The organism is Methanimicrococcus hacksteinii (assembly GCF_032714515.1).
Classification (GTDB): domain Archaea; phylum Halobacteriota; class Methanosarcinia; order Methanosarcinales; family Methanosarcinaceae; genus Methanimicrococcus; species Methanimicrococcus hacksteinii.
Window position 1 is genome coordinate 134,173 of the sequence record NZ_JAWDKC010000011.1, and the last position, 14,177, is coordinate 148,349.

Annotated in this window: 14 protein-coding genes; 10 read left to right on the forward strand and 4 right to left on the reverse strand. The window is 44.5% G+C overall.

Translation table 11 applies throughout. The annotated features are described in order from the left end of the window. The first annotated feature begins 7 nt into the window (after positions 1–7). The 8 genes from MmiAt1_RS02685 (at position 8) to MmiAt1_RS02720 (ending at position 8,600) form a co-directional block, all read left to right on the forward strand. Positions 8–571 (forward strand): DUF4240 domain-containing protein, encoded by a 564-nt coding sequence (locus MmiAt1_RS02685; protein WP_318785354.1) that lies wholly within the window; start codon positions 8–10, stop codon positions 569–571. Further along, on the forward strand, positions 552–1,823 hold the full coding sequence (mutY, locus tag MmiAt1_RS02690) for an A/G-specific adenine glycosylase (protein ID WP_318785355.1): 1,272 nt from the start codon (positions 552–554) through the stop codon (positions 1,821–1,823). Before MmiAt1_RS02685 ends, mutY begins: the two co-directional genes overlap by 20 nt. Positions 1,824–1,926: 103 nt before the next feature. Then, positions 1,927–2,838: a mevalonate kinase gene (locus MmiAt1_RS02695; RefSeq protein WP_318785356.1), complete on the forward strand. Its 912-nt coding sequence runs from the start codon at positions 1,927–1,929 to the stop codon at positions 2,836–2,838. Positions 2,839–2,980: 142 nt separating this feature from the next. Continuing rightward, positions 2,981–3,757 (forward strand): isopentenyl phosphate kinase, encoded by a 777-nt coding sequence (locus tag MmiAt1_RS02700; protein ID WP_318785357.1) that lies wholly within the window; start codon positions 2,981–2,983, stop codon positions 3,755–3,757. 311 nt (positions 3,758–4,068) lie between these two features. Next, positions 4,069–4,398: a cupin domain-containing protein gene (locus tag MmiAt1_RS02705; protein WP_318785358.1), complete on the forward strand. Its 330-nt coding sequence runs from the start codon at positions 4,069–4,071 to the stop codon at positions 4,396–4,398. Between the two features lie 253 nt (positions 4,399–4,651). After that, positions 4,652–5,746, forward strand: a complete 1,095-nt coding sequence (fni, locus tag MmiAt1_RS02710; protein ID WP_318785359.1) for a type 2 isopentenyl-diphosphate Delta-isomerase — start codon at positions 4,652–4,654, stop codon at positions 5,744–5,746. Between the two features lie 310 nt (positions 5,747–6,056). Beyond that, on the forward strand, positions 6,057–7,400 hold the full coding sequence (locus MmiAt1_RS02715; protein ID WP_318785360.1) for an RNase J family beta-CASP ribonuclease: 1,344 nt from the start codon (positions 6,057–6,059) through the stop codon (positions 7,398–7,400). A 234-nt stretch (positions 7,401–7,634) separates the two neighbouring features. Next, positions 7,635–8,600, forward strand: a complete 966-nt coding sequence (locus MmiAt1_RS02720) for a polyprenyl synthetase family protein (protein ID WP_318785361.1) — start codon at positions 7,635–7,637, stop codon at positions 8,598–8,600. Between the two features lie 48 nt (positions 8,601–8,648). Here the strand turns inward: MmiAt1_RS02720 and MmiAt1_RS02725 are convergent, their stop codons facing one another. Both MmiAt1_RS02725 and MmiAt1_RS02730 read right to left on the reverse strand, forming a co-directional pair. Beyond that, positions 8,649–8,996, reverse strand: coding sequence for a hypothetical protein (locus tag MmiAt1_RS02725; protein WP_318785362.1), 348 nt, complete (start codon positions 8,994–8,996; stop codon positions 8,649–8,651). 307 nt (positions 8,997–9,303) lie between these two features. Continuing rightward, positions 9,304–10,299 (reverse strand): RNA methyltransferase, encoded by a 996-nt coding sequence (locus MmiAt1_RS02730; protein ID WP_318785363.1) that lies wholly within the window; start codon positions 10,297–10,299, stop codon positions 9,304–9,306. A 507-nt stretch (positions 10,300–10,806) separates the two neighbouring features. Between MmiAt1_RS02730 and MmiAt1_RS02735 the strand changes: the two genes are divergently transcribed. Further along, positions 10,807–11,643 carry a respiratory nitrate reductase subunit gamma gene (locus tag MmiAt1_RS02735; protein WP_318785364.1) on the forward strand — a complete coding sequence of 279 codons (837 nt, stop codon included), beginning with the start codon at positions 10,807–10,809 and terminating at the stop codon, positions 11,641–11,643. Beyond that, positions 11,643–12,935: a (Fe-S)-binding protein gene (locus MmiAt1_RS02740; RefSeq protein ID WP_318785365.1), complete on the forward strand. Its 1,293-nt coding sequence runs from the start codon at positions 11,643–11,645 to the stop codon at positions 12,933–12,935. The genes MmiAt1_RS02735 and MmiAt1_RS02740 overlap by 1 nt, the downstream gene beginning before the upstream one ends. 164 nt (positions 12,936–13,099) lie before the next feature. On the opposite strand, the gene MmiAt1_RS02745 is transcribed toward MmiAt1_RS02740, so the two are convergent. Both MmiAt1_RS02745 and MmiAt1_RS02750 read right to left on the reverse strand, forming a co-directional pair. Further along, positions 13,100–13,960 (reverse strand): hypothetical protein, encoded by an 861-nt coding sequence (locus MmiAt1_RS02745; RefSeq protein WP_318785366.1) that lies wholly within the window; start codon positions 13,958–13,960, stop codon positions 13,100–13,102. Continuing rightward, a complete protein-coding gene (locus MmiAt1_RS02750) occupies positions 13,938–14,114 on the reverse strand; it encodes a hypothetical protein (RefSeq protein ID WP_318785367.1) in 177 nt (58 codons plus the stop codon). Before MmiAt1_RS02750 ends, MmiAt1_RS02745 begins: the two co-directional genes overlap by 23 nt. Positions 14,115–14,177: the final 63 nt, after the last annotated feature.

Below are 14,177 nucleotides of genomic sequence, written 5' to 3' on the forward strand. Positions count from 1 at the left end.
GCAGAACATGACGCAAAAACCGTCCCGCAAAGATTTAATGAGCGAAGATAAATTTTGGGAAATCATCGAACTTTCCAAATCGGATGACCCGCAGGATCAATTGGACAATTTGATTGACCTGCTTTCCGATATGACGGCCGACGATATTTTAGGATTCGATTACCAGCTGGACAAGCATTTGGAAAAGTCTTACAACCCGGAATTATGGGCGGCGGCATACATTGTCTGCGGCGGCTGTTCGGACGACGGCTTTGATTATTTCCGCGCGTGGCTGGTTTCAAAAGGCCGCGATGCTTATGAAAACGCGCTTGAGAATCCCGATTCATTGATTGATGTTTTCAAAGACATGGACGAAACCGATTTCCCGGAAAACGAAGAAATCCTTTACGCGGCGCTGGACGCTTACGACGAATTGACGGGAAAAGAAGACTTCTACGAAGTTTTAGACTCTTATGACGACGGTTTTGAAATTCTCGAAATCGAATTGAATTGGGACGAAGACGATCCGAAAACGCTGGAAGCGATTTGCCCGAAATTGTTTGAAAGATATTATGAAGATCCCTTCTGCTGAAAAACAGACTCACAGCGCGGACAAAAACCGAACGGCGCTGTCTTCGGCCTTGCTGAACTGGTATGACGAACACGGGCGCGATCTTCCGTGGCGCGTCCGCGGCGCGCATCCGAACCCTTACATGGTTTGGATTTCAGAAATCATGCTTCAGCAAACGACGGTTAAAACCGTCATTCCTTATTTTTACCGTTTTTTGGAAAGATTTCCGGATATTTTTGCGCTTGCAGATGCGGATATCGAAGATGTTTTTCTGATGTGGCAGGGCTTGGGCTATTACACGCGCGCCCGAAAACTTCACGAATGCGCGCAATTTTTGGTTCAAAACAACGACGGCCGGTTTCCCGAAACTTATGCCGAGCTGCTGAAACTTCCCGGCATCGGCCCTTACACGGCCGCCAGCATATCCTCGCTTGCATTTGATAAACGGGAAGCGGTTGTCGACGGAAATGTGATCCGCGTCATTTCAAGGCTTTACGGAATCACGGAAAACACGGCCGTCAGCTTGCCCGAAATTAAAGAAAAAGCGCAGAATCTGATGTCTGAAACGCGGGCGGCTGATTACACTTCCGCGATCATGGATCTCGGCGCAACCGTCTGCACGCCGAAAAATCCGGATTGTTCCGCCTGTCCGTTTGAAAAAGAATGCGAAGCGCTTGCACAAAATTTGGTTGAAGAAATTCCGAAAATTGAAAAGCTGCAGAAGATCGGCAAAACGGGGAAATTATTTTGGATTGAAAACGAATCCGGAGACGTTTTGATTCGAAAGCGGACTGAAAAAGGACTGCTTCACGGGCTGACTGAGTTTCCGTGGGAAGCTGCCGCCGGCGGCCGCGAAATGCTCGGCGAAATTCCGTTTCCGATAACGGGCGCCGATTGGATTGAAACCGGCAAAAGTGTCAGGCACGTTTTTACACACATTAATCTGACCCTGGAAATTTATCAAACAACAGTTGGTTCTCCCCAAAGTTTTGAAAATTTGAAAAAATATGGCGGAGAATTCGTTTCCAAAGACAATTTTAAAGATTATCCGTTTTCAACTTTAATGAAAAAAGTCATCAAAGAGATTGAATCTGATTCCGATTCAAAAAATAAAAAAACAAACCATAAAAAAACAAACCATAAAAAAACAAACCATAAAAAGACAAACCAAAATAAAAAGGTAAACCAAAGTGAAAAGACAGACCAAAGTAAAAAGACAGGCCAAAGTAAAAAATCTCAAAACAAAACAAATAAAACACTTTCCGATTTCTGAAATCTTCAGCTTAAGTCGGGGAATGAATTTATAAATTAAGTTGCATTTACTTTTTTGGTTTTTCAATTATTATTGATATTTTTACGATTTTGGTGTTTTATTGATGATTACAAGTTCTGCGCCCGGCAAAATTTTCTTATTCGGCGAACACGCTGTTGTTTACGGTAAGACCGCGATTGCCTGTGCGATTGATTTGCGCGCACATGTGACGGTTGAGGAAGCGCCGTCGATTCAAATGAAAGGCCCGGGAGGCAGTATTGATTTGAATCCGCGCAAACACCCTTACATTTATTCTGTTGTCGAGCGGTTCAAAGATCTGACGGACGTGACGGGTGTCAACATCGATATTCACTCCGACATTCCGGTCGGCTCGGGGCTCGGGTCGTCGGCGGCCGTTACGATTGCAACCATCAAAGCGCTGGATGCGTATTACGGGACGAATCTGTCGCTTGAAGACATCGCGCATATGGGACACCAAGTGGAATCGGAAGTGCAGGGACGCGCCAGCCCGACAGACACGTTTGTTTCAACGTTCGGCGGCATGGTCCAGATTCCGGATCGCAAAAAGCTCGGATTTTACGACATGCTTATCGTGATCGGAAACACCGGAAAATTTTCCTCCACCCGCAAAATCGTCTCCAACGTCGCGGCGCTTAAGGAAAGACACCCGGCAGTCATCGGCCAAATTATGGACACAATCAGCGCAATTTCCGAAACCGGAATCGAATTTATTCAGGAAGGCGATTTTCATACGGTCGGCGAACTGATGAACATCAATCAGGGACTTTTGGATTCAATCGGCGTCGGCTCCAAAGAGCTTTCCGAATTGGTTTATGCGTCCCGGAAAGCAGGGGCGCTCGGCTCTAAGATTACGGGTGCGGGCGGCGGCGGCTGTATGATTGCGCTGTGCGAGCACAAAAATCTGTCACGCGTGGCGCATGCCATTAAGCGCGCGGGCGGCGATTCATTCATCTGCCGAACCACACACGCCGGTGTCCGAATCGAATCGAAATAATTCAATTTCATCATCAATCTCATCATCACTTTCATCATCACTTTCATATTAAATTCCATTCTTATCATCACATTATTATTATCAATCTTATCATCCATTCATTTTCATTATTATCAATTATTCACTTCGGCAAGGGAAATAAATGACTTCAAATTCCGACATTACGGTTTTAAAAGTGGGCGGCAGCGCCGTAACAGATAAAAATGCGGCCGCCGGGTCGGCAAAATCCGATGAAATGGAACGAATCGCCAAAGAAATAGCGGGGTTTTCGGGAAAACTCGTGATTGTTCACGGCGCGGGCTCTTACGGTCATGTTTATGCGAAAGAATACGGGCTTGACAAAGGCTTTCATGAAGAAGGTTTTTTGAAAACCCATGATTCCGTTCGCGAACTCAATGAAATGATTGTTCGGACTTTAAGGGCGGAAGGCATCCCGGCGGTTCCTTTGAATCCGCTTTCTTTTTCATTGTGCGAAGACGGAAGGCTTGTTTCTCTTTACACCGCCCAGATTGCCGAAATGCTGAAACACAATTTGGTTCCGGTTCTGCACGGCGATGTTTGCATGGACACTGTCCGCGGGTCTTGTATTTTGTCGGGTGACCAGTCTTTGCCGTATGTGGCGGCCGCGCTTTCCGCCAAACGCGTCGGACTCGGGTCGGCAACGGACGGCGTTTTGGATTCAAACGGACAGACGATTCCGAAAATTACGCCGAATACTTTTGATTCCGTCAAACAGCATATCGGCGGCTCGGCGGGAACGGACGTGACAGGCGGAATGCTCGGGAAAGTGTCGGAAATCTTGGACCTCGCGGAAAAAACAGGCATTGAATCCTGCATTTTTAACGCCAATACGCCGGGGAGTGTCGCTGCTTATTTAAAAGGAGAAACGGTCGGAACAATCATTTGCAAGGATGACTGACATTTCAATCAATTCATTTTCATTCAAATTTTAAAAGTATCAGTTTGTATCAATTTGTATCAATTCAGATGTAAATTCAAATGCTTCTGATGTGTAATTCAGATGCAGTCTGAATAATTCAAGTACATTCGGGTGTATAATTCAGGTGTATATTTGTAATTCGTATCATTGTAAATTTATGATACATTCAGATGTAAATTCAAATGATCTTACCTATCATTTAATTATTACAACCGCATTTATTCATCAAATTTTTAATTTTATTATATTTTATTATTTTAGAAATTTAATTATTATAAAGGAGTTTTATTATGACTGAAGAAATTTTTGAAAAAGGCATCGCCATGAACCTTGCCGATATGGTTGAGTATTCCGAAGGCGGTGTCATAAGCAAGCAAGTGTTAAAGAACGATTCGGGAAATATCACGTTATTTTCTTTTGATAAAGGCCAGGGTTTAAGCGAACACACCGCTCCGTTTGACGCTGTCGTCCAAATCTTGGACGGAAAAGCTCAGATTACAATCGGCGGAAATCCGGTTTTGCTGGAAAAAGGGCAGACAATTATTATGCCGGCAAACATTTCGCATGCGCTTTACGCGGTTGAAAAGTTTAAAATGCTGCTCACTATGATCAGAGGTTAAAAATATCTGAGGTTAAAAATATCAGAGGTTAAAATTTTCATTTTTTCAAAAAATGATTTTTTAATCTTTCAGACAGTTTAAAACTCTTTTAAACTGTTTACACGGCAGCAACAGTAATTTCTCTGTTTCTTCTGTGAATTGTTTATATACTATTACCGAGTAGGTTATTTCTAGAAAATCAGTCTTAATGAATGGAAATTTCAAATTTGGAAAATTTTAATCCCTGTTTACGGGTGACATCCGGAGCATAAAAATGGAACACGAAACATCACGCAGAAAAATAGAGCATTTGGAGCTTTGCGCCCGATGCCATGTTGAATCCCGCAAGGTGAGCGCCGGTTTTGAAGATGTGACTTTGGTCCATCGCGCGCTTCCCGAGATTTCAATGCATGATATTGATATGTCCGTTGATTTTTTCGGCAAAACTTTATCTTTTCCTTTTTTGATTGCATCCATTACGGGCGGACACCCCGAGACGACGAAAATTAATGCGGCGCTTGCAGAAGCGGCGGAAACGGTCGGTATCGGTATCGGTGTCGGCAGCCAAAGGGCGGCGATTGACGACCCGAAACAGACTGATTCTTTTAAAATTGTCCGCGAAAAAGCGCCGACGACTTTTGTTTACGGAAACATCGGCGCGGCGCAGATCAAAGAATACGGAACGGAAAAAGTGAATTCTCTTGTTTCGATGATTGACGCGGACGCGATTGCGGTTCATTTGAATTTCCTGCAGGAAGCCATCCAGCCGGAAGGCGACATCGATGCAAGCGGCTGTTTGGAAATGATTGAAAAAATCTGTGCGGCCGCAGACGTTCCGGTGATTGCGAAAGAAACCGGCGCGGGCATTTCACGCGAAGACGCGCTTTTACTGAAAAAAGCGGGTGTTGCAGCGATTGATGTCGGCGGCGTCGGCGGAACCAGCTGGTCCGGTGTCGAAGTTTACCGCGCCCGCATGGATAAAGACAAGCTGGGCGAGCATTTAGGCGAACTGTTCTGGGATTTCGGTATTCCGACCGTTTCCAGTTTGATTGAATGTAAAGTGGTGGTTCCGGTGATTGCAACCGGCGGCGTCCGAACAGGCGTCGACATTGCAAAATCCGTTGCGCTCGGAGCGGTTGCCGCAGGGGCTGCGCTGCCGTTCGTTGAGCCGGCATTTAAAGGCGCGGATGCGGTGGCGGACAGCCTTCGCTTAATGGAGCAGGAATTAAAAGCCTCCATGTTTTTAACAGGCTGCGCAAATGTGAAAGCCCTTTCTCAAACACCGGCGGTCGTGACCGGAAAGACGCGCGACTATTTGACAAGCCGCGGATTCAGCGTGAGCGATTACGCCAACAAAGAAATTCTTTAAAATAAGACGCTGTTCGAATTCGAATTATTTGAAAAGATTCGATTCGGGCCAAAACTGTTTGAATATGTGACAAACAGACTTCGGGCAGATCAGTGATATGACATTCATCTCTAATTAGCATTTAAAAAAGATTCAATTTTTTAAGGATCAAAAGGAAAATCAGTTTAAAATTCAATCTGCATTAAATCTAAAATTAAAAAATTAAAAAATTTTAAAAATTAAAAAAATCTTAAAAAATAAAAAATTAGATTCAAATCTAAATTATACTCAAAAATTCATTATTTAAATTCAAATTAAAGGAACTATAAAAATGGAAGATATAGGAATTGTCGCCGTAGGCGGTTATAACGAAATGGGCCGTAACATGACGGCCGTAGTTGTCGGCGAAGATATTGTTATTTTAGACATGGGCATCCGCTTAGACCGTGTCCAGATTCACGAAGATGCGGAAATCGACCGCATGCACTCTCTTGAATTAATCGATATGGGCGCAATCCCGGACGACACAATTATGAGAGACGTGAACGGAACGGTCCGCGCCATTGTGTGCACACACGGTCACTTGGACCACATCGGTGCGATCCCGAAGCTGGCGCACCGCTACAACGCACCGATCATCTCAACACCGTATACGACCGCGCTTATCCGCCAGCAGATTGACGAAGAGAAGAAATTCAAAGTCAACAATCCGCTGATTGCGCTCAAAGCCGGCGGCACATACGAAATTACGGAAGACATCAGCGTTGAATTTGTCAGCATTCCGCACAGCATTGTGGACAGCGTGATTGCGGTCATTCACACGCCGTACGGTTCCGTGATGTACGCCTGCGACTTTAAACTGGACCGCGCACCGACAATCGGCGAGTCTCCCAACTTCGAAGTTTTAAAAAGACTCGGCCGTGACGGTGTTTTGGCCATGATTACCGAGACCACAAACAGTGCCCGTTCCGGTAAAACGCCGTCCGAGACGATTGCCAAAGAAATGCTCCGCGACGTTCTTTTGGGAACGGAAGAATCTCACGTCGGCATGATCGTGACGACTTTTGCTTCTCACATCGCTCGTTTGAATGCGATTATTGAAATCGCCGAAGAAATGGGCAGAATCCCGGTGTTTATGGGACGCTCGATGGAGAAATATTTGCTTGCGGCACACGATTTGGGATACATTACGCTTCCCGACGACGTTGAAATTTACGGCCAGAGAAAAGATGTCGACCGTGCTTTGAAAAAGATTATGGAAGACGGCAAGGAAAAGTATCTGCCTGTCGTGACCGGTCACCAGGGCGAGCCCGGTTCCATTTTGGTCCGCATCGCAAACGGGGAAACGCCTTTTCAGGTGGCTTCCGGCGACCGCGTGATTTTCTCGGCAAACATTATTCCGAGTCCGATGACGCGCGCCAACCGCTATGCGCTTGAGACCAAATTGAAGATGCGCGGCGCCAGAATTTACGACGACGTTCACGTTTCCGGCCACGCTTACCGTGAAGACCACTGGGAAATGCTCAGGATGGTCCAGCCGACGCACGTCATTCCGGCTCACGGCGACTTGGCGATGCACAGCGCTTACATTGAAATGGCCGAAGATGCCGGCTACGTTCTCGGCGAGACGGTTCACCTTTTAAGAAACGGGGAAATTCTTTTCCTCGAACCTTAATTTTTTAATTTTAAATTTAATTTTTAAATTCAGGTTCTTAATCTCAATTCAATCTTAATTTCAATTCAATCTTAATTTAATCAAATTTTAATCAATTTAATCAAATTTTAATCAATTATAAATCAATTATAAATCAAATTTTCAATCTTATTTAAATTCAAATTTTCAAATTCTTAAATTAAAATTCTTAAAATTTTCAATTTTCTTAATTTTTTGAATTACCGGAGTTTTATAATGACTGTTGTTGATGAAATTAAAAAATTATCCGTTCCCGTCGACGAAGCGATTGATGGTTTGCTTCCCGTTAAGAAACCTGAAGGCCTTTACGAAGCTTCCCGCCATATTGTAAAAGCCGGCGGCAAAAGGCTCAGGCCTGCGGTTTTGCTGGCAAGCGCCGAAGCGGTCGGCGGCGACATCCAAAAGGCTGTTCCGGCTGCGGTCGCTGTTGAATTAATGCACACATTCACATTGGTTCACGATGACATTATGGACAACGATCCCGTTCGCCGCGGTCTTCCCGCCGTTCACACAGTTTGGGGCGAAGCGGGCGGCATTTTAGCCGGCGACACGCTTTATTCTAAAGCGATTGAAATTATTACGACAGCCGACAACGATCCCGCACGTCTTTTAAAATCCGCGAACATCCTTTCCAGAACATGCGTTGAAGTTTGCGAAGGTCAATGGCTTGACATTGACTTTGAAAACCGTGATTCGGTTTCTGCCGACGAATATTTGGAAATGATTGAAAAGAAAACCGCAATTCTGTTCGGCGCAGCCGCTCAGATCGGTGCCGTTATCGGCGGCGCGGATGAAAAAACAGATCAGGCGCTGTACGATTTCGGACGCCTCGTCGGCCTCGGCTTCCAAATCTACGACGACGTTTTGGACCTGACAACGCCCGAAGAAGTTCTCGGCAAAAGACAGGGCAGCGACATTTTCGAAGGCAAAAGAACCCTTCTTATGATTCACGCCACCGAAAAAGGCGCTATTCCGCGCGCTTTCGGCAAAGGATCCGGCGCAAAAGAAGACATTGACGAAGCGATTCAAGTGCTCACCGATTCCGGCTCATTGGATTATGTCAAAAACCTCGCCGTCGGTTTCGTCGAGGAAGGTAAAGCCAAACTTGACATTTTACCCGACAGCCCGGCCAAACAGCTCTTAAAAGATATGGCCGATTATATGCTGTACCGCGATTTCTGATTTTTTATTTTCGGATTTTTTAAAAATCCGATTCTTTTTTCTATTTTTTTAAAAAACGAGGGTTCCTTTTCGATTAATTTTTTGAAAAGCGGTGCGGCTCGAGCGCAGCGGCAGCAGCAGCAAACGGCAGCAGCAAACGGCAGCAGCAAACAGTAAGGTAACAGTGGAACGCAAACAGTAAGGTAACAATGGCGCAGACAGTAAGGTAACAGCGGAACGCAAACAGTAAGGTAATCTGTGCCCACGTTCGCGTAGCGAACGGATGTGATAAGAATGAGATGATACATATGCACAGCAACCAAGTGGCAGAACTGTGACAAGTCTGTAACTGACAGGCATCAGCATTGGCCGGCAGTAGTATTGGCAGGCGGCAAGCAGTAGCAAATCAATTGACAACAAAGCAATTTTAATTGAGAGTCATGGGGCGAATCTCCAATCCTCCTAATGCTTGCTTCGCTCGCAAAACTCGGATTGGAGGTGGTTGTTTTGGTTTTTCTATAATTTCTTACAAACCGAAACATCGATTTTTAAAAAGTTAAAGAAAAACGAACCCCGTTTTCCCTTTTCTTCATTTTACAAAAGAGGGGGTTCGGGTTTGAAAAGTTCATGAAAAACGATGTTTCGGTTTAAAATTGATTCCGAAATCATTGAAAAATAAGAAATGATTAAAAATTGTATCCAATTCCGTTTTTCATTTTAACGTTTATTTTTCCGTCATTTTGTCGACAAAATCAACATCAAAATCCAAATTAAATTCGTCATCAAATTCGTCGTTCTCATTTTCAAATTGATTTTCAATGGCTTGCCGATATTTACTGACGTCTTCGCCTTTCGCCTTTTTGGCATGATACTGAATATTTCTGAAAATGCCGCGCAGTGTTTTCGCTTCGCACGGCGTGAGTTCGGCGCGGGCGAAAATGCGTTTCATCATGAGCGCCATTTTTTCCTGCTTGAACGGATCAAATTCCATGTCTTTTAAAACATCTTCAAAATGGGCGCACATGGCATTGAATTCTTTAAAATCTGTCGTTTTATATTTTCCCGTTAACCGTGCGCCGGAAAGTTCGTAAACCATAATTCCGACGGCGTGGGACAAATTCATGACCGGATAAATGTGAGACGACGGAACCGTTGCAATCATGGAGCAGTAAGCCAGCTCGTCATTCGTAAAACCGATGTCTTCCCGCCCGAACAAGAGCGCGAATTTCGTTTCCGGGTGAAACTCCTCCATCTTTTCACGCAAAACCCCGGGCGCCATTGCAGGCGTTCGAATGTGATCGCAGCCTTTTTGCGCGCGCATTCCCGTTGTTCCGATCACGACATCGTAGCCGGCAACCGCCTCTTCAATCGTCAGGCAGATTTTCGCGTTCTGCAGCACGTCAATCGCGTGAGACGACATCGCCCGCGCTTCCCCTTCCAGCGGACACGGATTCACCAGATAAAGCTCCGTAAATCCGAAATTTTTCATCACGCGGCAGACAGATCCGACATTTCCCTGATAAAGCGGTTCCACTAAAATGATGCGGAGATTCGGCAGGAATCTGTCAGATTCTTCCATTTTCCTTCTTTCTGCTTTCGTTCCTTCCGCTTTCATTCCTTCCGCTTTCATTCTTTCTGCTTTCATTCCTTTTGTTTTCCTTCCTTCCGCTTCTGTTGCATTTTCAGCTGTTTTATTTCTTTCAGCCGGCTCGTCAGACATACAGCCAAAAAAACGATGATGCTATTTATTATTTGTTCATACCCGTCAAATTTTATTAGGGGAATGAAATTTTCGTTCGTTTTGCGAAAATTCTTCATTATTGTTCATCACAAAATCACGGCGCCGAATTCCAATTTGATGAATCAGCCTTTCGAATTCCCGAATTTGCCGAGTGGATAATATTTAAATATAATCGGTACAAAGTGCCTACTAACTTCTACCGACTTTCGTCGTTTCGAGTCATATTTCTTCTTTAAATGGGGGAGGGGTGGCTTGGTAGAACGTCATAATAGTTCACACGTTTGTGTTTTCGATGACATTTTCCGCCGGTTTTTCCGTTCGGGAAATGAAGCCGAATTGAACGCTATCGTTCGCTATCTAAATGTTATCTAAATTATTGTTTAGTTTGGTTGGCAGCGGCCGTATTATCATCATTAATCATTTATGGTAATCGGAAAAGCTGCCTGTAAAGTCATTTGCTTTCAAAAATATAATGGAGAATTAATAATGGATTATTTTTCAGGTATTGACGGCGTTGCGATTACATTCATCGTTATGATGACTGTATCCGCTCTCGCTATTCTCCTTCTTGTCGTCGGACTTTTCTTTAACGTCCGCAAATGGAGTCAGGGTTCTCTTGCATGGGGTCTTGATCCGGAAGAAGGTAAAAAAGGAAACATTTTGGTTTTCTTTAAAGCGTATTGGAAACAACTCAGAGCACATTCCGTTCACCACGGCCAGAACATTTTGGTCACACTGGTGTTCGATGTTCTTCTCCAAAGAAGAACTGCCCGCGCAGACCCGCTCCGCTGGTTTATGCACATGCTTATTTTCATCGGCTGGATGGGCCTCTTCTCATTATCCGGCGCTATGTTCGCTGTTGAAATTATTCATTTGGTCGGCATTCACTTTATTGACCCCGAATGGTTCAGAGAATTCCTGCAGCTTCCGAACCAGCTTCTCGGCTACATGCTTTTCTTCGGTATTCTCATTGCGATTGCCCGCAGACTCTTCATCCCCAAAGTCAGAGAAAACACCAACTCTTACGACGCGATTTTGCTCGTGACATTGACTGTTGTCGTCGTCACCGGTTTTATCGCCCACGCCGGCAGATACATTGCAATCGGCATCACTGACTTTACCGGATACGATATGATTTTCTTGGACTATCTCATCTGGACGCTCGGCGGCTTGACTCCGTTCTTGACTTACGTCCGGGAAATTGCATTAACGCACAGCATCTTGGCACTCTTTGTCGGCTTCGCATTCATCCCGTACTCTAAGTACATCCACATGATTACAAGCCCGCTGACAATGATTGTTAACAAAGGAGGCGAACATTAATGGCAAGAAGAGCACCGTCCCTTGAACTTAAAAATTTGACAGCTGTTCAGCTCATGGAACTTGACGGCTGTATGCGCTGCGGTGAGTGCGCCGAATGGTGTCCGACCTATGAAGGTTCCGGCTACAAGCCCGGTCTTTCCCCGCGCGACAAAATTTACCGCTGGAAACGCTTCGTTGACAAATCCTACGGCATGTGGGCCACTTTCTTCGGACCCAAAGAAATCACCGAAGAAGAATTCGTCGAATTCAAAGACGACGTTCACGGCTGTACCACCTGCGGTATTTGCGCAACAGTCTGCGAATCCGGTATCAACACCGTCGAACTTTGGGAAGCCATGCGCGCCAACCTTGTGAAGAGAGGCACAGGTCCTTACGGCAAGCAGGGCACAATGCCCAAGATCATCAGCGACACTTTCAACTCCTACAACGAGCCGAAAGAAAACCGCTTGTCCTGGATTCCCGACGACGTTAAAATCGCCGACAAAGCCGACATTCTCTATTTCATGGGATGTACGGCCGGCATGAAGCAGACCAATCTCGCCGTTTCAACCGCCCGTGTTTTGAACAAGCTCGGCGTTGAATTCTGTACACTCGGCGAAGAAGAAGCCTGCTGCGGTTCCGTTTTAATCAGAACCGGTCAGTACCACAGGGAAGACAACCTCGCCAAGAGACTCGCACAGTCCAACGTTGAGAAAATCAAAGCCAAAGGCGCGACAACCGTCCTTTATGCCTGCTCCGGCTGTTTCAGAGCATCTCTCGTTGACTGGCCCAGACTTCTCGGCGAAGAAACGCCTTTCAAAGTGATGCACGTCTCCCAGTTCCTCGCCGAAAAGATTGAAGCCGGCGAAGTCGAATGGGTGAAGAAGCCTTACGATGAAGACAAAATCGTTACCTACCACGACCCGTGCCACCTCGGCCGCCACGTCGGTGTTTATGAAGAACCCAGAAAAGTTCTCCAGAGCATGCCCGGTATGGAATTCGTCGAAATGGACCGCAACAGAGCATACCAGAGATGCTGCGGTGCAGGCGGCGGTGTCAAAGCCGGTATGCCTGAACTTGCGCTTTCAATTGCAAAAGCAAGAGTCGGCGATGCGATGGAAGTCCTCTACCCCGAAGGCGAACAGAAAACAAAGACCAACATCTTTGCTCAGGCTTGCCCGTTCTGTAAGAGAAACCTTTCCGACGGACGCGACGCCCTTTTGGCCGAAGACAACCCGCGCGCAGACATTGTCATTGAAGACATTGTTGAAATCAGCGCCCGTGCACTCGGCTTGAGCAACGTGAAAGATTAAATCTAATAAATTTGTGAAACGGTTTAAAACCGTTTCATTTAACTCTTTTTTATTTTGTTAAATCGAATGAGCAGCAGTTGTTTTTAAAACGAATGAAAAACAAATAAATAATTCACAGTTTGAAAATATTTAAAAGAGCGGTTGGCATTGAAATGATTGAATATTTATCCATAATTTAATTTATTAAAAAGCATGCTTGTTATGATGAGTATAGCCAATCCGATTAAAATGATGAGTGTGACCCAAACCGGAGTCCATGCTAAACCTCGGGAACTGAACCGATGATTTTTATAAATTGCATAATGGATGAGATACACCATGAAAAATACAGGCAGTACAAAAATGTAATAATAAAAAAGCTCAACAATTTCATTATACTTTATGAAACCTGCTAAAAAAATCACATTTACGAGTATGAAAATTATGCCCGTTTTATCAATTTTCTTTTCAATATTTTTGGACACAACCAGGTATGAATAAAACGATGAAGCCGGCAAAATAATGGAAAGAATGTAAAATGATATCGGTAGGTCAATCGGATGTAAAAATGACCCCATTCTTATTGATGTGGGAACTATCGCAAAACATATTGCTGTAAATCCGATGCCGTACAAGAAATCTTCTGTTTTCAGGTTGTATTTTTGTTTTAAAATTAGATAATAGATAATATTGGCAGCAAAAATTAAAATTATATATAACAGGAAAATGATTTTTCTCTCGGGATTTTTATTTAAAATGACAATCGTTAAAGTCAAGAGCAATGCAGGCAATGAAATTATCAAGGATTCTATTGCCGGAATCAATTTTTGTCGGTTTATGTGAGTCATAATATTGCTCTTCTTAAAAAAGAAAAAAGAAGAATTTTTCAATTCTTCTTTGACGGAATCTTTGACTTCTTTTTTGGTGTCGTTGATTTTTTTGTCAACGGCGTTGTCAACTTTTCTTTCCGCTTGATATTTTGCGCTGCTTACTTCACGGTCAATTTTCTGATCAATTTTCTTTTCAAGTTTGCCGAATAAGCCCATGGATATTCACCGGCTTATCAAAAGATGTAAAGCTATTTGAGCCTTCTGACAGTATAAATATAATTTTTATTTTTGCTGCCTGCGGTTTCTGTCTTTGTTCCGTTTTTCTGTTGCCCTGCTGCAAGCTACTGCCGGCAGGTGCAGAAGGCAGCATCGCAAGCCGCTTAGCACCGCCGCCGCGCGCGAGCCGCACAGCTTTTCAAAAAATTAATCGAAA